Source organism: Paeniglutamicibacter sp. GQ140 (genome assembly GCF_059759235.1).
This window is the reverse complement of the sequence record NZ_JCAXDW010000003.1, coordinates 147618-170427: the sequence shown is the minus strand read 5'-3', so window position 1 is coordinate 170427 and position 22810 is coordinate 147618. Positions and strand designations below refer to the sequence as shown.

18 protein-coding genes are annotated in these 22810 nt (G+C 65.5%); 4 read left to right on the top strand and 14 right to left on the bottom strand.

From position 1 onward, the window contains the following. Nucleotides 1-64 precede the first annotated feature (64 nt). Nucleotides 65-1228 (bottom strand): acyl-CoA dehydrogenase family protein, encoded by a 1164-nt coding sequence (locus AC6CHY_RS05635; RefSeq protein ID WP_217389637.1) that lies wholly within the window; start codon nucleotides 1226-1228, stop codon nucleotides 65-67. 245 nt (nucleotides 1229-1473) lie between these two features. Between AC6CHY_RS05635 and AC6CHY_RS05630 the strand changes: the two genes are divergently transcribed. Together AC6CHY_RS05630 and AC6CHY_RS05625 are read left to right on the top strand one after the other, a co-directional pair. Beyond that, nucleotides 1474-2088 (top strand): TetR/AcrR family transcriptional regulator, encoded by a 615-nt coding sequence (locus AC6CHY_RS05630; protein WP_217389638.1) that lies wholly within the window; start codon nucleotides 1474-1476, stop codon nucleotides 2086-2088. A gap of 37 nt (nucleotides 2089-2125) precedes the next feature. Continuing rightward, entirely contained in the window at nucleotides 2126-2590 is a 465-nt protein-coding gene (locus tag AC6CHY_RS05625; RefSeq protein WP_217389639.1) for a GNAT family N-acetyltransferase, read from the top strand. An 87-nt stretch (nucleotides 2591-2677) separates the two neighbouring features. On the opposite strand, the gene AC6CHY_RS05620 is transcribed toward AC6CHY_RS05625, so the two are convergent. From AC6CHY_RS05620 to pdhA, 11 genes are all read right to left on the bottom strand, one after another. Beyond that, complete coding sequence (locus AC6CHY_RS05620; protein ID WP_498225927.1) at nucleotides 2678-4381, bottom strand: ABC transporter ATP-binding protein; 1704 nt, start codon at nucleotides 4379-4381, stop codon at nucleotides 2678-2680. Beyond that, on the bottom strand, nucleotides 4378-5418 hold the full coding sequence (locus AC6CHY_RS05615; protein WP_498225925.1) for an ABC transporter permease: 1041 nt from the start codon (nucleotides 5416-5418) through the stop codon (nucleotides 4378-4380). The genes AC6CHY_RS05620 and AC6CHY_RS05615 overlap by 4 nt, the downstream gene beginning before the upstream one ends. 40 nt (nucleotides 5419-5458) lie before the next feature. Then, nucleotides 5459-6976 (bottom strand): ABC transporter permease, encoded by a 1518-nt coding sequence (locus AC6CHY_RS05610; protein WP_498225924.1) that lies wholly within the window; start codon nucleotides 6974-6976, stop codon nucleotides 5459-5461. A gap of 113 nt (nucleotides 6977-7089) precedes the next feature. Continuing rightward, the gene (locus AC6CHY_RS05605; RefSeq protein ID WP_498225923.1) at nucleotides 7090-8892 is read right to left on the bottom strand and encodes an ABC transporter family substrate-binding protein; all 1803 of its coding nucleotides are present in this window, start codon (nucleotides 8890-8892) and stop codon (nucleotides 7090-7092) included. A 451-nt stretch (nucleotides 8893-9343) separates the two neighbouring features. Beyond that, a complete protein-coding gene (locus tag AC6CHY_RS05600; RefSeq protein WP_254456198.1) occupies nucleotides 9344-11044 on the bottom strand; it encodes a dipeptide ABC transporter ATP-binding protein in 1701 nt (566 codons plus the stop codon). 4 nt (nucleotides 11045-11048) lie between these two features. Continuing rightward, complete coding sequence (locus AC6CHY_RS05595; protein ID WP_336245126.1) at nucleotides 11049-12035, bottom strand: ABC transporter permease; 987 nt, start codon at nucleotides 12033-12035, stop codon at nucleotides 11049-11051. 19 nt (nucleotides 12036-12054) lie between these two features. Then, the gene (locus tag AC6CHY_RS05590; RefSeq protein WP_217389645.1) at nucleotides 12055-12981 is read right to left on the bottom strand and encodes an ABC transporter permease; all 927 of its coding nucleotides are present in this window, start codon (nucleotides 12979-12981) and stop codon (nucleotides 12055-12057) included. 165 nt (nucleotides 12982-13146) lie between these two features. Then, nucleotides 13147-14787, bottom strand: a complete 1641-nt coding sequence (locus AC6CHY_RS05585; RefSeq protein WP_217389646.1) for a peptide ABC transporter substrate-binding protein — start codon at nucleotides 14785-14787, stop codon at nucleotides 13147-13149. Nucleotides 14788-15004: 217 nt separating this feature from the next. After that, the gene (locus AC6CHY_RS05580) at nucleotides 15005-16402 is read right to left on the bottom strand and encodes a dihydrolipoamide acetyltransferase family protein (protein ID WP_498225920.1); all 1398 of its coding nucleotides are present in this window, start codon (nucleotides 16400-16402) and stop codon (nucleotides 15005-15007) included. Between the two features lie 8 nt (nucleotides 16403-16410). Continuing rightward, nucleotides 16411-17418, bottom strand: coding sequence for an alpha-ketoacid dehydrogenase subunit beta (locus AC6CHY_RS05575; protein ID WP_498225918.1), 1008 nt, complete (start codon nucleotides 17416-17418; stop codon nucleotides 16411-16413). Further along, nucleotides 17415-18545: a pyruvate dehydrogenase (acetyl-transferring) E1 component subunit alpha gene (pdhA, locus tag AC6CHY_RS05570; RefSeq protein ID WP_498225916.1), complete on the bottom strand. Its 1131-nt coding sequence runs from the start codon at nucleotides 18543-18545 to the stop codon at nucleotides 17415-17417. Before pdhA ends, AC6CHY_RS05575 begins: the two co-directional genes overlap by 4 nt. A 184-nt stretch (nucleotides 18546-18729) precedes the next feature. Here pdhA and AC6CHY_RS05565 point away from each other — a divergent pair, with 184 nt between their 5' ends. Then, nucleotides 18730-19260 carry an Lrp/AsnC family transcriptional regulator gene (locus AC6CHY_RS05565; RefSeq protein ID WP_498225914.1) on the top strand — a complete coding sequence of 177 codons (531 nt, stop codon included), beginning with the start codon at nucleotides 18730-18732 and terminating at the stop codon, nucleotides 19258-19260. Nucleotides 19261-19392: 132 nt separating this feature from the next. Here the strand turns inward: AC6CHY_RS05565 and AC6CHY_RS05560 are convergent, their stop codons facing one another. Together AC6CHY_RS05560 and AC6CHY_RS05555 are read right to left on the bottom strand one after the other, a co-directional pair. Beyond that, nucleotides 19393-21021 carry a monocarboxylic acid transporter gene (locus tag AC6CHY_RS05560; protein WP_498225913.1) on the bottom strand — a complete coding sequence of 543 codons (1629 nt, stop codon included), beginning with the start codon at nucleotides 21019-21021 and terminating at the stop codon, nucleotides 19393-19395. 3 nt (nucleotides 21022-21024) lie between these two features. Next, a complete protein-coding gene (locus tag AC6CHY_RS05555) occupies nucleotides 21025-21369 on the bottom strand; it encodes a DUF485 domain-containing protein (RefSeq protein ID WP_217389652.1) in 345 nt (114 codons plus the stop codon). Between the two features lie 241 nt (nucleotides 21370-21610). Here AC6CHY_RS05555 and AC6CHY_RS05550 point away from each other — a divergent pair, with 241 nt between their 5' ends. Continuing rightward, complete coding sequence (locus AC6CHY_RS05550; protein ID WP_498225911.1) at nucleotides 21611-22810, top strand: sensor histidine kinase; 1200 nt, start codon at nucleotides 21611-21613, stop codon at nucleotides 22808-22810.

The window sequence follows — 22810 nt, the reverse complement described above, 5'->3', positions numbered from 1 at the left end:
GCGGCCCACGAAGATCCTTGTTCTCGTATCCTACAAACTTTCGGGGCGTTCGCCCCCGAAATGCCTAAAGACCCAGCGAGCGGGCGATCAGCAGCAGCTGGACCTCGGTGGTGCCCTCGCCGATTTCCAGGATCTTCGAGTCCCGGTAGTGCCGGGCCACCAGGGACTCGTTCATGAACCCGTAGCCGCCGAAGATCTGCGTGGCGTCGCGGGCGTTGTCCATGGCGGCCTCGCCGGCCACCAGCTTCGCGATGGCCGCCTCGGTCTTGAAGTCCTGGCCCGCCAGCATCTTCGCCGCGGCCGCATAGTAGGCCAGGCGGGAGGTGTGCACGCGCGCGGCCATCCGGGCGATCTTGAAGGAGATCCCCTGGTTTGAGCCGATCGGGCTGCCGAAGGTCTTCCGCGTCTTGGCATAGGCAGTGGCCTCGTCCAGGCAGCCCTGGGCCGCCCCGGTTCCCAGCGCGGCAATCGCGATGCGGCCCTCGTCGAGGATGGACAGGAAGTTGGCGTAGCCGCGCCCGCGCTCCCCCAGCAGGTTTTCCTCGGGGACTGACGCATTCTCGAACCTCAGCGGGTGGGTGTCCGAGGCGCGCCAGCCGACCTTGTCATAGGCGGGGTCCACGGTGTATCCCGGGGTGTCCCGCGGCACCAGGATCGTGGAGATCTCCTTGGCGATCGAGCCGTCGGCCTTGGTCCGGGTGCCGGTGACGGCGGTGACGGTGACCAGCGTGGAGATGTCGGTGCCGGAATTGGTGATGAATTCCTTGGACCCGTTGACCACCCACTGCCCGTCCTGCAGCGCGGCGGTGGTGGCGGTGCCGCCGGCATCCGAGCCGGCGCCGGACTCGGTCAGCCCGAATCCCGCAAGTTCCGCCCCGGAGCACAGCGCCGGAAGCCAGCGCTCCTTTTGCGCCTGGGTGCCGAAGCGGTGGATGGGCATGGCCCCCAGGCTGACGCCGGCTTCCAGGGTGATGGCCACCGACTGGTCGACCCGGGCCAGTTCCTCGATGGCCAGGGACAGCGCGAAATAGTCCCCGCCCATGCCGCCGAAGTCCTCGTCAAAGGGCAGGCCGAAAAGCCCCATCCCGCCCATCTGGGCGATGACGTCGTAGGGGAAGGAATGCGCCGCGTCGTGCTTGGCCGACACCGGCGCCACGACCTCGTTGGCGAACTCCCGCACCGTCTTGGCGAGTTCCAGGTAGTCGTCGTTGAGTTCCAGGTTGATCATTTTTCCCTGTGCACCTTTCACTGGTTGCCGGGGCCGCCCGATGGCCGCGGGCCGGGTGGGCCGCGAGGCCAAACGTTGCTTGGTTGCGCTTCGCTTGGGCTTTGCCGGTTGACCACGTATTGTTAGTGATCATTAACTGAGTCCGAGGCTAGTGGCGCGCGCCACACTTGTCCAGCCTCCGGGAGAAAGTTGCACCGGCGGTCCTGTGGCGGCCGCCGGGCCGAGACACGAAGGAACGGTGGAGGGTGAACGACATTCCCAAGGACCCTGCATCGACCGACCGCGAACGCGCCAAGGCACAGCGACGCGAGGACCTGCTGACCGAGGCCACCAGGCTCTTCGCCATCCACGGCTATGCCGGGGTTTCGCTGGAGGACCTCGGGGCCGCCTGCGGCATCAGCGGGCCGGCGGTGTACCGGCACTTCTCCGGCAAGTCGGCGGTGCTCATCGCCCTGCTGGTGGGCATGAGCCAGGACCTGCTGGACGGCGGCCAGAAGGTTGTCGGCGCCGGCGGCACCGCCGACGAGACGTTGAAGCGGCTGATCGCCTTCCACACCGACTTCGCCCTGGCCCGCCCGGACATCATCCAGGTCCAGGACCGCAACCTGGAGACCCTGCCGGCGGCCGAACTGCAATTGGTTCGCAAGCTGCAACGCGCCTACATCGCCCTGTGGACCGAGCAGCTGCACCTGATCCACCCGCAGGAAACCAACGCCGTCATCCGGTTCCGCGCCCACGCGGCCTTCGGCCTGCTCAACTCAACCGCCCATTCGGCGCACTCCCCGCGCACCTCCAAGGCGGGATTGCGGCGGCTGCTGAACCAGATGGCCGCATCCGCCCTGTTCACCCCGGTAGGCTAGGGCCTAGACGTTGACCACAAAGAGAGAGGCAGTGACCGTGCATCTACGGCCTTTGCAGCCCGAAGACCTGGATCAGTTCTTCGAACACCAGCAGGATCCCGAAGCCAACCTCATGGCTGCCTTCACGGCCCGGAACCCGGCGGACCGCGGGGTCTTCGACCACCACTGGGGTTCGATCATCAACGACCCCAAGGTCATTGTGCGCACCATCGAGCACGACGGCGAAGTCGCAGGCTCGATCCTGGTCTTCGAGAACGAGACGATCCCGGAGATCAGTTTCTGGACCGCCAGCCGCTACTGGGGCCAGGGCATCACCACCTCGGCCGTTGACGCGTTCCTGGCCGAGTACACGGCCCGCCCGCTGCGCGCCCGCGTGCCGCAGGACAACATCGGCTCCATCAAGGTCCTGGAACGACGTGGTTTCAAGGTCATCGAGGAGTCGGCCGATTTCTCCAACGCCCGCGCCGCGGTCGTGAAGGAATTCATCATGGAGCTCAGCTAGCTCCCTTCTGCAGACTTCGCCCCCTGGGGGCATGACAGAGGCCGGGATCCCCGCGGGGATCCCGGCCTCTGTTGTGTCCAGCGCGGATCAGCCCTCCGGCGTCTCCAATTCGAGCAGCAGGCGGCGCGCCTCGCGGCGCACTGCCTGTTCGCGGGGCTCGGGCACCGGGGCCGCCGCCAGCAGCCGGCGGGTGTAGTCGTGTTGCGGGGCGTGCAGCACGTCCGAGACCCTGCCCTGCTCCACCGACTTGCCGTCCTTCATGACCACCACGTGGTGCGCCAGCAGGTCCACCACGGCCAGGTCGTGGCTGACGAACAGGCAGGCGAACTCGTAGCGGGCCTGCAGCTCCTGGATCATTTCCAGCACCGCCGCCTGCACCGAAACGTCCAGCGCGCTGGTCGGCTCGTCGGCAATCAGCAGTTCCGGGTCAAGGGTCAGCGCGCGGGCGATGCACACGCGCTGGCGCTGGCCGCCGGAGAGCTCGTGCGGGTAGCGGTTGAGCACCGAGCGCGGCAGGTGCACCGCTTCCAGCAGCTCCCCGGCCCGCCGGATGCGCTCGGCGCGGCTGCCGACCTTGTGCACCACCATCGGCTCGGTGATGCAGTCGCCGATCGGGAAGCGCGGGTTCAGCGACGCCGCGGGGTCCTGGAAGATCACCCCGATCTTGGCGCGGACGGCCCGGGCAGCCTTGGGCCGCAGCGTGGCCAGGTTGGTGCCGTGGACCGCCAGCACGCCCGAGGCCACGGGCAGCAGCCCCAGCACGGCCTTGGCCACGGTCGACTTGCCGGAGCCCGACTCCCCCACGATGCCCAGGATCTGCCCGCGGGCCAGTTCGAAGGACAGGTCATCGACCGCCCGGAACTTGGTGCCGCGCATGTCGTATTCGAGCACCAGGTTCCTGGCTTCGAGGACCAACGTGCGGTTCGGGTCCACCGGGGCGACGGGCTCGGGCGTCCAGCCCCCGGTCACGTCCACGGCCTTAAGCCGGGGCACCGAGGCCAGCAGCTTCTGCGTGTAGGGATGTTCGGGGTGGTTGAGCACCTGCTCCACGGTGCCGGTTTCCACCAGCGAGCCGTGGAACATCACCGCGACGCGGTCGGCCAGATCGGCGACCACGCCCATGTTGTGGGTGATGAGCAGGATGCCGGTGTTCAGCTTGTCCTTCAGCTCGCGCAAAAGGTCAAGGATCTCGGCCTGCACCGTGACGTCCAGCGCGGTGGTCGGCTCGTCGGCGATGATGACCTTCGGGTCGCAGGAGATCGCCATGGCGATCACGATGCGCTGGCGCTGGCCGCCGGAGAACTGGTGCGGGTACTGCCTGATGCGCTTGGCCGGGTCGGGGATGCCGACCATGTCCAGCAGCTCGATGGCCCGCCTGGTGGCATCCTTGCCGTAGGCAAGGCCGTGCAGTTCCAGGGACTCGGTGAGCTGGCGCTCAATGGTGAGCACCGGGTTCAGCGCAGTCATGGGTTCCTGGAAGACCATGGCAATGTCGGTGGCGCGCATCTTGCGCATCCTGTTCTCCGCCATGCCCACCACGTTGACCCCGCCGACCAGCGCCTTGCCGGTGATGTAGGCATTGGAGGGCAGCAACCCAATGGCGGCGGTGGAGGTCACCGACTTGCCGGAGCCCGATTCGCCCACCAGGGCCACCACTTCGCCGGGGTACACCTCCAGTGACAGGCCCTTGACCGCGTGCACGTCGGAAAACTCGGTCTCGAAGGAGACCGACAGGTTCTCGAAGCTCAGCGCCGTTCCCCTGTCATTTGCCGGGGGTGAGGTGATGCTCATTCGGAAACCTCTTCCTTCTTGCTGCGGCGCCTGGCCTTGCGGGTCTGGCGCGGGTCGAAGGCGTCGCGCAACCCGTCGCCCAGGAAGTTGACGCTCAATGCGATCGCCAGGATGATCATGCCCGGCCACCAGAACAGCCAGGGCCGGTTGGTGAAGGCGTTTTGGTATTGGCTGATGAGCAGGCCCAGGGACGAATCCGGGGCCTTGACCCCGAAGCCGAGGTAGGACAGCGAGGTCTCCAGCAGGATGGCCCCGGCGATCGCGAACGTCGCATTCACCACGATGACGCCAATGGTGTTGGGCAGCAGGTGCTTGAGGATCACCCGGCTGGTCTTTGCGCCCATGGACTGGGCTGCCGCAACGTATTCGCGTTCGCGCAGCGAGAGCACCTCGCCGCGCACCAGCCTGGCCAGGCCGGTCCAGGTGACCAGGCCAAGCACCAGCGCCAACACCACGGTGGTGTTGCCGGTGCGCGAGGCAATTTGCCCGAGCACCGCGGCCAGGACCAGCAGCGGAATCACGATGAACAGGTCGGTCATGCGCATCAGCACCGCATCGACCCAGCCGCGGTAGTAGCCGGCGACGGCCCCGACGACGGCCCCGATCACGGTGGCCACAATCCCGACGATCACCGCGATGATGATCGACTGCTGGGTGCCGCGCATCACCAGGGCGAAGTAGTCCTTGCCCGTGGAGTCCTGGCCGAAGGGGTGTTCGCCCCAGGCAAGTCCCGTGCCGCCCAGCCAGGTGGGCAGCAGCGAGAACGTGGGCCGTCCCCCGTCGATGACGCTCCCGGCCATCGTGTAGTCCTTGTCCCACCAGCCCGGGATGCCCGCATAGCCGATGGAAGAGAAGGCCATCACGGCGATGAAGGCCAGCGCGACGGTGGAGATCATGGCCGCCCGGTGCGCGAGGAAGCGTCGGCGGACCAGTTGGCCCTGGCTCAGCGAAACGCTGTCCTTGCGTGCCAGCGCCGCGTCCTCGGCCTCGGCCAGCAGGACGGCGGGGACCTCGGTGGGTTCCTTTTCGATGGTCATGCCCGGCCCTCCCGTGCGCTTGCGTGGTTCGTGTACTTGTTCATACCCTGATCCTCGGGTCCAGAATGGCGTAGAAAATGTCGGCCAACATGTTGAACAGGACCGCGGCGGTGCCCGTCACCAGGAAGAAGGCCATCACCGGGGCGGGGTCAACCTGCATCAGGCCCGTTCGGAACAGCTCGCCCATGCCCTTCCAGCCGAAGACCGACTCGGTGATCACCGCTCCGCCGATCAGGCCGGCGAAGTCGAAGGCCGCGATGGTGGCAATGGGGATCATCGCGTTGCGGAAGGCATGGCGGAAGATCACCGTGCGTTCGCTCAGCCCCTTGGATCGGGCCGTGCGGATGTAGTCCTGCTGTCCGACCTCCAGCATCGAGGAGCGGGTGTAGCGGCTGTAGCTGGCCAGCGAAATGATCGCCAGCAGGATGGTGGGCAGCAGCAGCTGGGTGCCCTTGTCCAGGAAATCCTCCCAGAAGGTCCCGACGAAGTTCGGCGTTTGCGACCCGATGGTCGCGATCGGCCGGGGTTTGAGCGCCAGGAATCCGGGCCAGGCCCGGAAGATGTGGTCAAGGGTAGTCAGCCCGGCCATGACGATGCCGGTGGCGATTCCCACGCCCATCGCCGGGACGGCCAGGTGCCCGCCCAGGTACTTGCCCAACAGCGCCGGAATAACCACGGCGAGGACGGCTCCGATGGCCAGGACGAACCAGTTCGGGTTCTCCAGCAGGCCGAAGGACGCGAAGTAGACGATCGCGCCCAGGGCAACGGTGGCCAGCGCCGGGTAAAGCACCTTGGTGTTTCGCAGGCCCACCGACATGGCGGTGCCGCTCAGGGCCACGCCGAGCCCGAGCACCAGCACCCCGCCGAAGCCCAGCTGTGGGAAGCGGAAGAAGTTCAGCCAAGTGAGGTAGGGGATGACTATCGCCACGAAGGCGGCCGCCACGGCGAAGGTGGCAATGCGCCGTCTGGGCGTGCCACCCAGGAAGACCTGCATGAGGAAGCCGACAAGGACCGCGATGGCCGCAATCTGCGGCACCGAGAAGGCAGGGTCCTTCATCCAGTCGTTATAGCCGATGGCGAGGTATTCCTTGAGCAGCACTGCGGCCCAGAAGACCGGAAGCGAGAAGAACATGAACGTCAGGAACGTAACGCCGTAGTCGAGGCCCGAGTACTGGCGCACAGCAGTCAAGACGCCGATGGCGATCCCGAGGATCGCGGCGAGCACCGTGGCCAGCAGGACCAGGCGCAGGGTGGAACTGGCCGCCAGGCCGAGCAGCGCACTGACTTCCACGCCTTGGCGGCTGGTGCCCAGGTCGCACTGGAGCGCGAAGCACTTGCCGACGCCGACCAGCCAGGTCCAGTAGCGCTGGTACCAGGGCATGTCCAGGTTCATGAACTCGATGCGCCGTTGCATCAGGTTTTCGCGGTTTTCCGCATTGCTTTCCCGCAACTCCGCCAGCGGGTCGCCGGAGTTGATCACGAGGACGTAGAGCAGGAGCGAGGCCGCGAATAGGATCCCTATCGACGCGCCCAGCCTGCGGAGAATGAATCTCAACACTGCAAGTAGCTACCTTTCTAGCCGATGTGCCCGCGGCCCGGGGCCAACGGACACGTGGGGCCCGACGCTGGTTGCGCCAGGCCCCACGTTCTTACCGTTTTACCGTCGATCGGCTATTCGGCGCGGACCCACTGTTCCGCGTTCCAGACCAGCCCGTTCTGGGTGGCCGTCTTGCGGACGTTGAGCACGTCCGCGGCGGATGCCCCCAGGCCCGGGTGGGCGAAGACCGGGATGCCGAAGAGGTCATCCCACAGGAGCTTTTCGATCTTCTTGGTTTCCTCCGCGTGGACGTTGGTGTCCAAGGTGGTGGTCAGACGCTCCCAGGCCGCGTCGACCTCGGTGTTGGAGTACTGGCCGTAGTTCTGCGGCTTGTCCGTGCCGTAGATGTTCTCGCCGGAGGTGATCTGGCCGGATCCGGCCCAGGCGAACAGGGCAACCTCGTAGTCGCCGCGTTCCATGGTGCCGCCGGGTGCGAAGAAGTCCGCGTTGCCTGCGTCGACGACCTCGAAGCCCGCTTGGTCGCAGGAGGACTTGATCATGGCGACTTCCTCGGCACGGCGCGGGTTCGGCGCGGAGTACCCGATACGGACCTTGGGCTTGTCGACGCCTTCGGTCTCGAGGATCTTCTTGGCTCCCTCGATGTCGACGTTGTCGTACTGGCCGGCGTAGGCGGCGGCCACGACATCGTCGTAGCTGTCCTGGAACGGGAAGACCTCGCGGGCGTTCATGACCTCGGCCTCCGGGTTCAGCGGCTTGATCAGGTTATCCACGATCTGCTGGCGCGGAACGCACATGGCGAAGGCCTTGCGCAGTTCCAGGTTGTCCGAGAAGAGCGCGCCCTTGGCGAAGTTGAAGTCGAGGTGCTCCCATGTCAGGGTGTCGCCCTGGTGGATCTGGACCGAGTCGCCCAGTGCCGTCAGCTGCGCGAGCGTGTCGACGGTTGCCTGTGGCTCGATGACATCGATGTCGCTGTTCTGCAGCGCCTGGACCATGGTGTCGGGCGCCGCGAAGCGGATGACCAGTTCCTTGGTTGCCGCCGGGGTGCCGTAGTAGTTCTCGTTGGCCACCAGGGTCACGGACTGGCCGGCTTCCCAGCTGCCCAGCTTGTACGGTCCGGAGACCGGGATGAGGTCGGCCGCGGGCAGCTTGCCCGGCGAGGTGTTCCAGCCGGTGTTCCAGAAGGAAGCGGCCTTCTTCAGCGCGGCGGAGTCCCCCGAGCGAATGGCCTCAACCATTTCCTCGGTGCTCATGCCGGCCTGCTTCGCCACGACGTGGGCCGGGCTGTAGATCATGGTCTGGATGGCGTAGTCCGGATCCGGGTTGGCGTAGGTGACGGTGAATTCCTTGCCGGCCGCGTCGCCCTCGGGACCCTTGGGGATGGTCTGTCCGAGGTCCTGTGACACCGAGTTGAACAGCGGCTTCTTGCCGTCGGCGAGGTTGGTGTTCTGCACGCCCCAGGCCAGCACTGCGTCGGCAACCGTGATGTCAGTGCCGTCTGACCACTTGGCCTCGGGGTTGATGGTGTACTTGATGGTCATCGGGTCTTCGCTGACGACCTCGTATTTGCCCAGGTCCTCGTTCGGGTAGACCTTTCCGTCCGTGCCGAAGTAGTAGAAGCTGGCAAAGAGCCTGTCGGTGATGGCGGAGTTGTAGGTGCTGTAGGACTCGGGGGTCAACCCGTTGTAGCTGATGAAGTCCTCGGCGCCGACCGAGTAGCTGACCGAGTCGTCCTTGGTCGTGATGTCGCCGAGGTCGGCCAGGCCGGTGTTCGCCGGTTCGACGCTGAACTTGCCGCTCGAAGCGGCCGGCGACGACTCCGAAGGCGTTGCGTTCTGGCCGCCGGGGGCACATGCACTGAGCGCCAGTGCGAGCGCAGCACCCACCGCAACAGCCTTGGAAATACGTTGGAAACGCATTTCTCCTCCTAATTAGCTTGATCCAAATGAAGCCGGGATTCCACCCGGATGCGGTCCATGCAGTGTGCGATGCCCCACAATTTAGAACCATAGCGCCGATTTCGCCGGTTGGATATAAAAACACCGCTTCATATTTTTGGGGCAATCGGCGCTCCACTTGGTGACCCGCGTCACCACCGACGCCCGCAACAAACGTGACGGGCGCTACAACCGCTAAAAATCAAGGATCTACTTCACATTGAGTTTTGCCAATTACTACCGGCAAGTAGTCGGGTTGGCGCTCGGGCAATTTATAACAGTTTGGAAACATGGCCCGAACGGGCCTTCGCCGCCCGTGAATCGGCCTGTCGGGCGGGATCCCGGCTTAAGCAACCGGAGGGGCAAACCTTCCGGTTTGCCCCTCCACCTGCGTTCTTTTATTGCGGAAACCTTACCGACTCCTCACATCCATTTACAGCCTCAACGTGGCACCGGGGATGGAGCGGAGCAGGTTCTTGGTGTACTCGCTCTGCGGGTTGTTGAACACCTCGTCGGTGGTGGCATACTCCACGACACGGCCATGCTGCATCACGCAGACGTCGTCCGCGATCTGGCGCACCACGGCCAGGTCGTGGGTGATGAACAGGTAGGTGAGGTTCAGTTCCTCCTGCAGCTTGTTGAGCAGGTTCAGGATCTGGGCCTGCACCAACACGTCCAGGGCAGAGACCGCCTCGTCGCAGATGATCACCTCCGGGTTCAGCGCCAGGGCACGCGCAATGGCAATGCGCTGGCGCTGGCCTCCGGAGAGCTCATTGGGGAAGCGATGCATCGTGGAAGATGGCATCGAGACGTGTTCCAGCAGCTCCTTCACCCGGGTCTGCCGGGACTTGGCATTGCCGATCCCGTGGATCCTCAGCGGTTCCTCGATGGTCCGGTAGATGCTGTACATCGGGTCCAGGGAACCGTAGGGATCCTGGAAGATCGGCTGGACGCGCCGGCGGAACTTGAACAGGTCCTTTTCGCTCCTGTTGCTCATTTCCTGCCCATCGAAGATGACGGACCCCGACGTTGGCTCCAGGAGGCTCAGCACCATTTGGGCCACGGTGGACTTGCCCGAGCCGGACTCCCCCACAATCGCCGTGGTGGTGCCGCGCTTGACCGAGAGGGACACGTTGTCCACAGCGGTGAAGTCCTCGCTGCGTCCCAGGCCCTTGCGGATCTTGAAGACCTTGGTCAGGTCCTTGATCTGCAGGACATCGTCGTCGGTGATTTCGTGTTCGGCCTTCACCACGGCGTTGATTTCCTCAGCGACCTCCGTCCGCTGCGACTGCAGCCGCTTGGAGGCCAGCGAGGGTGCCGCCGCAACGAGGCGCTGGGTGTAGGGGTGCACCGGGTTGCGCAGGATCTCCAGTGCCGGGCCGGACTCGACGACCTGGCCCTTGTACATGACCACGATCTTCTCGGCGCGCTCGGCGGCAAGACCCAGGTCGTGGGTGATCAGCAGCACCGCGGTGCCCAGTTCGCTGGTCATGGTGTCCAAGTGGTCCAGGATTTGCTGCTGCACCGTGACGTCCAGCGCGCTCGTGGGCTCGTCGGCGATCAGCAGGCGGGGCCGGCAGGCCAGCCCGATCGCGATCAGCGCGCGCTGGCGCATGCCGCCGGAGAACTCGTGCGGGTACTGCCCGGCGCGCTTTGCCGCGTCGGGCAGCCCCGCGTCGGACAGGACCTGGGCGACGCGTTCCTTGGAGTTGCTTCCCGCCAGGCCGTTGGCCTTCAGGGTTTCCTGGACCTGGAAGCCGATCTTCCACACCGGGTTGAGGTTGGACATCGGGTCCTGGGGAACCATGCCGATCGAGCTGCCGCGAAGCTCGATGATGCGCTTCTCGTCGGCGTGGGTGATGTCCTCGCCGTCAAAGATGATCTGGCCGGCGGTGACCTTGCCGTTGCCGGGCAGCAGGCCGATGGCCGACAGCGCGGTGGTGGACTTTCCGGACCCCGACTCCCCCACGATCGCCACGGTCTCCCCGGGCATCACCGTCAGGTGGGCTTTGCGCACCGCGTTGACCGGCCCCTCGGGAGTGGTGAAGGTGATGGCCAGGTCCCTGATTTCCAGCAGCGGAAGGTCGTCCTGCGCCGAGTCGAACATGGTGGGTTTCTTCAATAATTCGCTCATGGTGCTAGCCCTTACGTGACTTTGGATCGAGTGCGTCGCGCACGGCGTCCCCGAGCATGATGAAGCTCAACACCGTGATGGACAGTGCCAGTGCCGGCCACATGAGGATCTCGGGGTTGTTGCGCACGGAGATCTGCGCCGAGGCAATGTCATTGCCCCAACTCATGATGCTCGGTGGCAGCCCGAGTCCCAGGAACGACAGCGTCGCCTCGGCGACGATGTAGATGCCCAGCGAGATGGTCGAAACCACGATGACCGGTGCCAGGGAGTTCGGCACCACGTGCTTGACCAGGGTCTTGAACTTGGACAGGCCAAGCGAGCGCGAGGCCATGACGTAGTCCGAGCTCTTGGCCTCGATGACCGCACCGCGGGTGATGCGGGCCATTTGTGGCCAGCCGAAGATTGCCAGGGTGATGATGACGGTCCAGATGCTGCGGTTCTCCCGGAATGCCGGCAGCTGCATGATGATGATCGCACCAAGGATCAGCGGCAGGGCAAAGAAGATGTCGGCCAGTCGGGCCAGGATCGCGTCGAGCCAGCCGCCGTAGTAGCCTGCCAGCGCGCCGAGGATGCCGCCAAAGACGACCACTGCGATGGTCGTGAACAATCCGACCAGCACCGAGGCCTGGGCACCGTACATGATGCGCGCATAGATGTCGCAGCCCTGGAACGTGAAGCCCAGGGGGTGTCCGGCCGAGGGGCCCTGGCGCGCAAACTCGAGGCTGCAGCTGGTCGGGCTGGTGCTGGTGAACAGCCCGGGGAAGGCGGCCACGGCGATCACCAGGAGGATGAGCGCCGCGGAGATGATGAACAGCGGCTGGGTGCGCAACGAGCGCCAGGCCTGGGCCCACATGCTCAGTGGCGTAGCCGTTTCGTCGACCTTATCCACTGACTGCAGCGGGGTTTCCTCAAGCGGTGCCACATAGTGCTCTATCCGGCGGCTGGAGATCTTTCCGGCGCGGACACGTGGAGCCGACGCGGTCGGTTCGATGATTTCGGGAGTTGGATTCTCAGACAAGGCGGATCCTTGGGTCAAGCCACGCGTAGAGCAAATCAACGACGAGGTTAGCGATAACAAAAACAACCACGAGGACGCTGACGACTGCCACGACGGTTGGGGTTTCACCCTTGAGTACGGCCTGGTAAACCAGGTTGCCGATACCCGGGACGTTGAAGATGCCTTCGGTGACGATCGCGCCGCCCATGAGGGTGCCAAGGTCGGCCCCGAGGAACGTGACCACCGGGATCAGCGAGTTGCGCAGGATGTGGACCATGACCACCCGGCGGCGGCTCAGGCCCTTCGCAGTTGCGGTGCGCACATAGTCTGCCTGCTTGTTCTCGATGATCGAGGTGCGGGTCAGTCGCAGCACATAGGCCAGCGAGACCAGTCCCAGGACGGTGGCTGGCAGTATCAGGTCGCCCCAGGGCGCAGTCGAACCAACGGTGGGTTTTGCCCAGTCGAGTTTTACCCCGACGATAAACTGCAGCACGAAACCCAGGACGAAGGTGGGAACGGCGATGACGATCAACGAGGCAACCAGCACCGTGGAGTCAAAGAGCTTGCCCTTCTTCAGCCCGGCGATGACGCCGAAGATGATGCCGAAAAAGGCCTCAATGGCCAGCGCCATCACAGCGAGGCGTGCAGTCACCGGCATCGCCCGGGCAATGACGTCTGCCACGGGTTGGCCCGAGAATGTCTGGCCCAGATCGAAGGTCACCAGGTTCTTGAGGTAGAGGAAATACTGGACCCAGAACGGCTGGTCCAGGTTGTACTGGGCGCGCAGGGCGGATTCAACGGCCGGGCTCATCGGCTTGCCGCCGGATAGGGCGGCGATGGGGTCTCCCGGTGTGGCAAAGACCAAGAAATACACCAGCAGCGTTGCCCCGAAGAATACAGGGATCAACTGCAGGAATCTCTTGAAGGTAAACAAAATCATGGAACTGCCACCGTGGGTGTTGTGGGGGTGATCGATTCGATCAAGGGACTACTCCTTGTAAGGAATTTTGGGTTGGCGGGCGGGGATGCCTTGCCGGTTCACGCAAGTAAGGGGGACCCAGGTCGGGTCCCCCTTTCTCGCGTTTTGGAGCTGTGGTAGGACGCTTTACTTGCCGACAATGGCGTTGTAAACCGGTACCCCGTTCCAGCCGAACTTCACATCGGTGACCTGATCGCTCCAGCCACCCTGGACAGCCTGGTACCACAGCGGGATCACCGGCAGGTCCTTGAGCAGGATCTGCTGGGCCTCGTTGAAGATCTTGTTGCCTTCCTCGACGGAGGTGGCGGCAAGGCCCTCGGCCAGCTTCTGGTCGAATTCCTTGCTCGAGTAGTCGCCGTCGTTGGAACCGGCACCGGTGCCGTACAGCGGGCCAAGGAAGTTGTAGAGCGACGGGTAGTCTGCCTGCCAGCCGGCGCGCGAGGCCCCGGTGAGCTTCTTGGAGACCACCAGTTCGCGCATTTCCTTGAACGTCGGGATCGGGTTCAGCTCGGCCTTGATTCCCAGGGTGTTGGAAATCTGGTTGGCCATTGCCTCGATGTATTCCTTGTTGCCCGCACCATCGATGTTTGAGGTCATGGTGAAGGTCTTGTCGGCCGGCCACGGATCAATCTTGTCGGCCTCGGCCCACAGTTCCTTGGCCTTCTCGGCGTTAAAAGTCAGCACCTCGTTGCCCGGGAGGGCATCGGAGTAGCCGTCGAGGACCGGGGAGGTGAAGTCCTTGGCGATCTGCTTGCCGCCGAAGAAGATGTTGTCGATGATTTCCTGGCGGTTGATGGACATCGAGATGGCCTGTCGGCGCAGCTCGCCGGCCTCGCCCTTGAACTCGGGCAGGTAGCTGGCAATCGTCATGGTGGCGTTGCCCGCGTATGCCTGGTTGACCCAGCGGTCGCCGAGGTCGTCCTGGTAGTTCTGCAGAGCGCTCGGCGGGATCTGGTCGAGCACATCGAGGTTGTTGGCCAACAGGTCCTGGTAGGCGGCATCGAAGGTGCTGTAGATCTTGAACGAAACGCCGCCATTGGCCGCGGTTCGCGGGCCGGAGTAGTCGGCGTTCGGGACCAGGTCGATCTGAACGTTGTGCTTCCAGCCGTCTTCGGCCAGCTTGTACGGGCCGTTGCCTGCAGGCTTTTCGCCGAAGGCCTTCGGGTCCTCGAATGCGGCGGCGGGCAGCGGGTAGAAGGCGGTGTAGCCCAGGCGCAGCGGGAAGTCGGACTCCGCGCGCTTGAGTTCAACGGTGAAGGTGGTGTCGTCCACGACCTTCAGGCCCTCCATGGTCTCCTCGGTGGCACCCTCGGCGCTAACCGTGTCGTAGCCCTTGATGGACTCGAAGAAGTACGAGTTCAGCTGCGCGTTCTTGGCTGCGGCGCCAAAGTTCCAGGCGTCCACGAACGACTTGGCCGTGACGGCCTCGCCGTTGGTGAACTTCTGGCCGGTCTTGATCTTGATGGTGTAGGTCTTGGCGTCGGTGGTCTCAATGGACTCCGCCAGTTCATTGACCGGCTTGCCGTCGATGTCGTAGCTGACCAGCCCGGTGAAGAGCAGATCCATCACGCGTCCGCCACCAACCTCGTTGGTGTTGGCCGGCAACAGGCCGTTCTGCGGTTCGGTCGAGTTCGCCGTGATGACCTTCGACGGATCTCCGCCGGTGGTTTCGTCGGCTTCCTCTGCGCCGCCGCCACCACAGGCGGTCAGGGTAAGGGCCAGGGCTGCGGAAAGCACAAGGGCCTTCGAGGTGCGGTTGTAACGCATTCTTTCTCCTCAACGAGTTTGTTTGGTTGGCGTGAGCGAGTGTTTTGTGCAGCGCCAACCATGGTGAGTCTCATCACTCACAAGTGACACTACTCATAAATCTCTGAAACAACCAATGAACGACTGCTTCGAAACAGAATCTTAATGATTCTGCAACTTATGACAGGACAACTTTCCGTAGGCTTTGTTGTCATCTCCTCACATCGGTCGGGTGACGTTATACCAGCCCCATCAACATGGCGGGATCTTCGAGAACGCTGCCGATTTCGGCAAGGAACCTGGCTCCTTGTTCCCCGTCGACAACGCGGTGGTCGAAGGACAGCGAGAGCACCATGACCTGCCGCAGGGCGATCTCGCCCAGGTGCTCCCACGGCATCTTGCGGACCTGCCCCATGGCGAGGATCCCGGCCTGTCCGGGAGGCAGGATCGGCGTGCCGCCGTCCACTCCGAAGACCCCCACGTTGCTGATGCTGAAGGTGCCTCCGGAGAGCTGGGCCGGGGTGATGGTCCCGGTGCGTGCCGCAACTGTCAGCTCCCCCATTTCCCCGGCCAGGGCGGCCAGGTCCATGCGCTGGGCGCCGTGCACGACGGGCACCATGAGACCGCGATCCGTCGCCGCGGCGATTCCCAGGTTCACGTGGCCGAATTCGACGATTTCCCCGCTCTCCCCGTCCCATCGCGAGTTCAGGGTGCGGTGCCGGGCCAGGGCCAGGGTCACCACCTTGGCCACCAGGGTGGTCAGGGTGATTTTCTGCTCGGCCAACTGCCGGGAGGTGCGCAGCCTTTGAAGCAGCGCCATGGTTTCGGTGACATCGACGCTCAGGAACTCGGTGACATGCGGCGCGGTGAAGGCACTGGCGACCATCGCCGCGGCCGTCGCCTTCCGCACTCCCTTCACGGGCGTGCGGGTCTCTTCCCAGGAGTCTTCGCTGTCGCGGGGCGCCGGGGCCTTGGTGTCGGTGGCCCCGCTGCCCGCACCCTCCGAGGCCCGCAGGACGTCTTCGCGTGTGATCAGCCCGTCGGTGCCGGTGCCCTTGAGCGATCCCAGGTCGATGTTGTGGTCCCGGGCGAGCTTTCGCACCGGTGGCCTGGCCCGCAGGTGGCCGATCCCCCGCGGTTCCCCGTCGCCGCTTCCGACGATCCTCAGCCCCGGCTTCGGGGAATCCAATCCGGCATCCGGGGCGGGGGCGGAAGCAGGTGCGGAAGCCACCGCCGGTGCCTGCTCGGGTGCACTCCGGGGTGCCCGGGAACTGCGCGCCCTGCGTGTCGGGTGCCCGTTGGATTCGACCGCGGCGCCGTAGCCGACCAGCGTCGGCTGTCGCTTGGCGGGGGCTTCTCCCCCGTCCGACGGGCTCGGGGCGGAGGCGCCCGAGTTGTCCGGCACATCGAAGGAAATGAGGGGGTTGCCGACCTCGACGACTGCGCCGACCGGCTCGTAGACCTTTTTCACGACCCCGCTGAACGGCGAGGGAAGTTCCACAACGGCCTTGGCGGTCTCCACCTCGGCGATCACCTGGTTCAGTTCCACGGCGTCGCCCTCGGCAACGCGCCAGGACAGGATCTCGGATTCGGTCAGGCCCTCGCCGAGGTCAGGCAGCTTGAAGAGTTTCTCCATGGTGGCGTTCATCCTTCCTCTCCCAGCAGTTCCGGCGTCCGGCGCATGGCGCGATCGACCCCGTCCAGGATCCGGTCGAGGTCGGGCAGGTGGTGGCTTTCGAGCTTCGAGGGCGGGTAGGGGATGTCGAACCCGGTGACCCTGACCGGGGCGTGGTCCAGGTGGTCGAAGCAGCGCTCGGTCAGGCTTGCCGCCAGTTCCGCGCCGATCCCGCCGAACTTGCCCGCCTCGTGGGTGATGAGCACCCGCCCGGTCTTGCGCACGGAGGCCGAAAGGGTCCCGAAGTCCACCGGCTCGATGCTGCGCAGGTCGATGACCTCGATGTCGATGCCCTCGTCCCGGGCCGCGGCCGCGGCATCCATGGCGGTCTTTACCAGCGGCCCGTAGGCCACCAGCGTCAGGTCCGTGCCCTCGCGCACCACCTGCGCGCGGTAGAGCGAACCGGGGTCCGGGACCAGGTCCGTGTCCACCTCCCCGCGCACGTGGTAGCGGCGCTTGGGTTCGAGGAAGATCACCGGGTCGTCGTCCGCGATTGCCTGCTGCAGCATGGTGTAGGCATCCTGCGGGTTCGAGGGGGAAACCACGCGCAGCCCGGCGGTGTGGGCGAAGTAGGCCTCCGGGGATTCGGAGTGGTGCTCCGGCGAGCCGATGCCGCCGCCGAAGGGGATGCGGATGGTCACCGGCAGCTTGACGTTGCCGCGGGAGCGGAAATGCATCTTGGCCAGCTGGGAGACGATCTGGTCGAAGGCCGGGTAGACGAATCCGTCGAACTGGATCTCAACCACCGGGCGGTAGCCGCGGAAGGCCAGCCCGATGGCGGTTCCCACGATGCCGGATTCGGCCAGCGGGGTGTCGATGACCCGGTGCGCACCGAAGTCTTTTTGCAGTCCGTCGGTGATCCGGAAGACGCCGCCGAGCTTTCCGATGTCCTCGCCCATGAGCACGACCTTGGAATCGCGTTCCATGGAGACGCGCAACGAGGTGTTCAGGGCCTGTGAGAAGGTGAGGGTTTTCATTTGGTTCCCTGCGCTTCCGCGGCAAAGCCGGCGAGGTAGGTGGCGTAGTTTTCGCGCTGTTCCTCCAGCCCCGGGTGGGGATGGCTGTAGACGTGGGTGAAGAGGTCCTCGACCGAGGGGTCGGGCATCGTGGTGATGGCCTCGCGGAGCCCTGCAGCCAGCTCGTCGGCCGCGGCCCCGGAGCGCTTCTTCAGCTCCTCCAGGTCAGCGCCGAGGGTGTCGAGGTGCGCGGCGATCCGGTCCAGCGGGTCCTTCGCCGCCCATTCCTCCAGCTCCAGCGCATCGCGGTAGCGGGTGGGGTCATCGGCCGTGGTGTGTGCGCCCATCCGGTAGGTGACGGCCTCGATGAAGGCCGGTCCGCTGCCGGTGCGCACGTGGGCCAGGGCGGCGCGGGTTGCCGCCATGACGGCCAGGACGTCGTTGCCGTCCACTCGCCAGGTGGCCAGGCCGAAGCCGGCGGCACGGTCGGCGATGTGGCCGGTGGTTTGCCGGGCCACGGGTTCGGAGATGGCCCAGTGGTTGTTCTGGCAGAAGAACACCAGCGGCGCCTGGTAGCTGGCGGCGAAGACCATGGCCTCGCTGACATCCCCCTGGCTGGTGGCCCCGTCCCCGAAGTAGGTGATGGCAGCTGCCGAGGAGCCGTCGAATTTCAGTCCCATGGCATAGCCGGCCGCATGCAGGGTCTGTGCCCCGATGACGATCTGCTGGTTGGCCATGTTGACCTCGTAGGGGTTCCATCCGCTGGGGGCTGCCCCGCGCCACATGCGCAGCAAATCGTGCGGGTTCACCCCGCGGCAGTAGGCCACCCCGTGCTCGCGGTAGGAGGGGAAGATGAAGTCGTCGTTTTCCAGCGCGCGGCCGGATCCGATCTGGGCGGCTTCCTGGCCCAGCAGCGGGGCCCAGAGGCCAAGCTCTCCCTGGCGCTGCAGCGCGGTGCCTTCGGAGTCCAGCCGGCGGATGCAGGCCATGTCGATGTAGAGCTTTTCCAGGGCCGGGACGTCGATGTCCCTCACCCATTCATCGAGCTCTTCACAGCGATTGCGGGTGCCGTCGGGGGCGATCACCTGGAGGTAGGTATCGGGGCCCTCGGGGGCGGAAGGGTCAAACGTGGGGGACACGGTCAGCATCCTTTGCGTCGATTGCGAATCAGGTTCGGCATTCCGGTGGGACGTGCCGTTCCTGCGGGTGCGGCCTCGTCGCCGCCACCTATCTGTGATGCTACTCACGTAATGCAGTGCGCACAATCCTTGTTCAATCCATTGCGCAGCTTGCACTATTCGGCGAGGTCACACGGTGCTAATCTTGCGCATTATGCAACAACTAGATGCAACTGACCTTCGGATCCTCTCCGCGCTGAGCCACCGCCCCAAGGCCAGCGCCGTGGCGCTGGCCACCGAGCTGGGCCTGAGCCGCAACACCGTCCAGGCGCGCCTGGTGCGACTGGAAACCAGCGGCGCCCTGCTGCCCTTCGAGCAGCGCGTGAACCCGGCGGCCCTGGGATTCGGGCTGGTCAGCTTCGTGCACATCCACGTGCGGCAGCGGCTGCTGGAAAGCATCGTGGAGCGGCTGCGGGGCATCCCGGAAATCATCGAGGCGCACGGGGTGACCGGCTCGGCCGACATCCTGGCCCGCGTGGTGGCCGGCAGCGCGGAGGAGCTCTTCCGGGTCAACGGGCAGATCCTCGCCATCGAGGGCGTGGAGCGCGCCGACACCTCGCTGTCGATGGCCGAGCTGATCCCGCACCGCACCACCGCCCTGATGGAGATGAGGCTCGGATCCCTTTCGGGCGCCGCGGCCCCGCCCGGGAAAACGGCTCCCCCGCCGCCGGCTGACTTGCCTTAGGCGGCGCACGGGAAAACCCTGGGACACGACAAAGGCGGTGCCGTTTCCCTATGGGGGAAGAAAACGACACCGCCCATGCGCCTCGGTGGAAGCGGGGCACTGCCCGCCTTCACCGTGGATCTTGCATCGCCGCTAGTGGTCGACGGCCTTTTCGGCACCGACACCTGTCAGCGAGCGGACCTCCATTTCCGCGGACTTGATCGGGTCCTCGGTGTGCTTGTCGAGCACCGAGCCGAGCCAGCCGAGGAAGAAGGCCAGCGGGATCGAGACGATGCCGGGGTTCGCCAGCGGGAAGATCGAGAAGTCGGCGCCCGGGATCATGGAGGTCGGCAGGCCCGACATGACCGGGGAGAAGACGATCAGCAGGATGGCCGAGGCCAGGCCGCCAACCATGGACCAGACAGCGCCCTGGGTGGTGAACTTCTTCCAGAACAGCGAGTACAGGATGGTGGGCAGGTTGGCCGATGCGGCGACCGCGAAGGCCAGGGCCACCAGGAAGGCGACGTTCTGCCCCTGGGCGCCGATGCCGCCGACGATGGCGAAGATGCCGATGACGATGACGGTGCGGCGTGCCACCTTCATTTCCTTCTCCGGGGTGCTCTTGCCCTTGGCGATGACCGAGGCGTAGACGTCGTGGGCGAAGGATGCCGCCGCGGTGATGGTCAATCCTGCCACCACCGCAAGGATCGTGGCGAAGGCGACCGCGGAGATCAATCCCAGCAGCAGCGGGCCGCCGAGTTCGAAGGCCAACAGCGGTGCCGCGGAGTTCACGCCGCCCGGTGCCGCCTTGATCTTGTCGGCGCCGATCATGGCTCCGGCACCGTAGCCAAGCACCAGTGTGAAGAGGTAGAAGGCGCCGATGAGCCAGATGGCCCAGACCACCGAGCGGCGGGCTTCCTTGGCGGTGGGAACCGTGTAGAAGCGCATCAGCACGTGCGGCAGGCCGGCGGTGCCAAGCACCAGGGCCAGGGCCAGGGAGATGAAGTCGATCTTCGAGGTCTCCGACTTGCCGTACTGCAGTCCCGGGTTCAGGATGTCCGGGGTGCCGGCGGATTCAACCGCGGCACCGAGCAGTGCGGAGAAGTTGAAGCCGTAGGCGGCCAGCACCATGATGGTCATAATGAAGGCTCCGGCAATCAGCAGGCAGGCCTTGATGATCTGCACCCAGGTGGTGCCCTTCATGCCGCCGATCAGCACGTACACGATCATCAGTGCGCCGACGACCACGATGACCAGGGACTGGCCCAGCCGGTCGTCGATGCCCAGCAGCAGGGACACCAGCGCGCCGGCGCCGGCCATCTGGGCCAGCAGGTAGAAGACGCAGACCGCGAGGGTCGAGATCGCCGCGGCGATGCGCACCGGGCGCTGCTTGAGGCGGAAGGAGAGCACGTCGGCCATGGTGAACTTGCCGGTGTTGCGCAGCAGCTCGGCGACCAGCAGCAGGGCCACCAGCCAGGCAACCAGGAAGCCGATGGAGTAGAGGAAACCGTCATAGCCGTTGATGGCGATGGCCCCGACGATGCCCAGGAACGATGCGGCCGAGAGGTAGTCCCCGGCGATCGCGGTGCCGTTCTGCGTCCCGGTGAAGGAACGCCCGCCGGCGTAGTAGTCGGCGGCGGTCTTGTTGTTGCTCGAGGCCTTGAGCACCACGATCAGGGTGATGCCGACGAAGAGTCCGAAGATCCCGATGTTGACCCACGGGTTGCCGACCTTGGTCGATTCTTCGGCCGCGGCGAGGACCGATGAAGTAAGGACGTTCATGGCCTACTCCCCTTCCTGTGCTTCGAGGCGCTTGCGGATCGCGGTGGCCTTCGGGTCGAGCTTCTTGTTGCTGTAGGAAACGTAGGCGGCGGTGATGCCGAAGGTGGAAACAAATTGCAGCAGGCCCAGCAGCAGGCCGACGTTGAAGTTGCCCCACACCTTGATGGACATGAATTCGTGCGCATAGTCGGCCAACAGGACGTAGGCGAAGTACCACAGCAGGAAAATGGCTGCCATGGGGAAAACAAAGCTGCGGTGCGTCTTGCGCAGTTCGCGGAACTCTTCCGAATCCTGCTCTTTCTCAAAATCGATGCCGGTCCCAAGGTCCGACTCTTCGGTGGTGCTCATGACTCCTCCTTCACAAGGGGCTCAAGGCGCCAGGAGCGGTACCTTGCCCGATGCGGCCGATCCGGGCCGGACTGTGGGGTACGCCACCTGGCAGGGTGACTGAGATCACTCTGCGCCATTGGCCCGCCACACGGGAAGGGGGCCGGGCACGGCAACCGCCAAACGGTCCCCCGGGTGCGCCAAGCGGCACCCGCCGGCGACGAACGGCACGCCGCTCCGCGCTCCGCGTAGGCTTGGGAACATGCTCTCCACCGCACTGCAGATGACCCTGATTGTCGCCACCGTCGTGGTCGGCGGCGCCCTGGTGGGATTCCTCGGGTTCAGGATCGCGCGCTCCACCCGCGACCTGGGAACCGACGCCGAGAAGGCCACCTTCGAAACCCTGCACCGGGTCTCGGTCGCGGCCCCGCACCTGGCCCAGGGCCTCACCCCGGAGGGCGCCGCCACGGCCGGCAAGCACCTGCGCGCCCTGCTGGCCGCCCAGGGGCTGGTCATCACCGACACCTCCGCGGTGCTCGCGGTGGACGGCACGATCCCGGACTCCGGGGAACAGGGCACCGCCGCGGCGTTGGAGCTTGCCGCCGCAGCGCTGTCGGCCACCCGCACCCAGGTGCGGCGCTCGGATGCCGGGGACATGGTCTGCGCCCCGATCATGGTCGGGGACGTCCCGGTGGGCACCGTCTGCGCGTACATCCCGCGGGCCGGGGCCGGGTTCGTGCGCGCGGTGGCCGAGGTCGCGGCCTGGGTTGCCGCGCAGGTGGGCCTGGCCGAGCTTGACGCCTCCCGCGCCCTGCTCATGGAGGCGGAGGTCAGGGCGCTGCGCGCGCAGATCAGCCCGCACTTCATCTACAATTCGCTGAACGCGATCGCCTCGTTCATCAACACCGACCCGGCCCGGGCCCGGGAGCTGGTGGTGGAGTTCGCCGACTTCACCCGCTACTCCTTCCGCCGGCACGGGGACTTCACCACGCTGGCCGAGGAACTCACCGCCATCGACAGGTACCTGCTGCTGGAAAAGGCGCGCTTTGGCGAGCGCATCAAGGTCTCCCTGGCCATTGCCCCGGAGGTGCTGGCCACCGCCATCCCGTTCCTGAGCCTGCAGCCGCTGGTGGAAAACGCCGTGCGCCACGGCCTGGAATCCAAGCCCGGCGGCGGAAGGATCACCATCAGCGCCTCGGATTCGGGCGAGTACGCGCTGATCACCGTGGAGGACGACGGGGTGGGCATCGACCCGGTGGCGCTGGCGGCGGTGCTCGCCGGAACCACCGAATCCATCCACGTGGGCCTGCGCAACGTGGACGTGCGGCTGCGCCAGGTCTACGGGGACGCCCACGGGCTGGTCATCGACACCGCCCCGGGCGCCGGCACCCTGATCACCATGCGCATCCCCAAGTTCCGCCCCGGCGTGGAGCCCACCGCCCCGGGCCTGTCCGCGCACTAG

Bases quoted from the DNA above. Each gene is read 5' to 3' on its own strand.
- AC6CHY_RS05605 (WP_498225923.1), bottom strand. From the start codon at position 8,892: ATGCGTTTCCAACGTATTTCCAAGGCTGTTGCGGTGGGTGCTGCGCTC.
- AC6CHY_RS05585 (WP_217389646.1), bottom strand. From the start codon at position 14,787: ATGCGTTACAACCGCACCTCGAAGGCCCTTGTGCTTTCCGCAGCCCTG.
- AC6CHY_RS05565 (WP_498225914.1), top strand. From the start codon at position 18,730: ATGCAACAACTAGATGCAACTGACCTTCGGATCCTCTCCGCGCTGAGC.
- AC6CHY_RS05575 (WP_498225918.1), bottom strand. From the start codon at position 17,418: ATGAAAACCCTCACCTTCTCACAGGCCCTGAACACCTCGTTGCGCGTC.
- AC6CHY_RS05620 (WP_498225927.1), bottom strand. From the start codon at position 4,381: ATGAGCATCACCTCACCCCCGGCAAATGACAGGGGAACGGCGCTGAGC.
- pdhA (WP_498225916.1), bottom strand. From the start codon at position 18,545: ATGCTGACCGTGTCCCCCACGTTTGACCCTTCCGCCCCCGAGGGCCCC.
- AC6CHY_RS05615 (WP_498225925.1), bottom strand. From the start codon at position 5,418: ATGACCATCGAAAAGGAACCCACCGAGGTCCCCGCCGTCCTGCTGGCC.
- AC6CHY_RS05590 (WP_217389645.1), bottom strand. From the start codon at position 12,981: ATGATTTTGTTTACCTTCAAGAGATTCCTGCAGTTGATCCCTGTATTC.
- AC6CHY_RS05635 (WP_217389637.1), bottom strand. From the start codon at position 1,228: ATGATCAACCTGGAACTCAACGACGACTACCTGGAACTCGCCAAGACG.
- AC6CHY_RS05550 (WP_498225911.1), top strand. From the start codon at position 21,611: ATGCTCTCCACCGCACTGCAGATGACCCTGATTGTCGCCACCGTCGTG.
- AC6CHY_RS05600 (WP_254456198.1), bottom strand. From the start codon at position 11,044: ATGAGCGAATTATTGAAGAAACCCACCATGTTCGACTCGGCGCAGGAC.
- AC6CHY_RS05580 (WP_498225920.1), bottom strand. From the start codon at position 16,402: ATGGAGAAACTCTTCAAGCTGCCTGACCTCGGCGAGGGCCTGACCGAA.
- AC6CHY_RS05560 (WP_498225913.1), bottom strand. From the start codon at position 21,021: ATGAACGTCCTTACTTCATCGGTCCTCGCCGCGGCCGAAGAATCGACC.
- AC6CHY_RS05555 (WP_217389652.1), bottom strand. From the start codon at position 21,369: ATGAGCACCACCGAAGAGTCGGACCTTGGGACCGGCATCGATTTTGAG.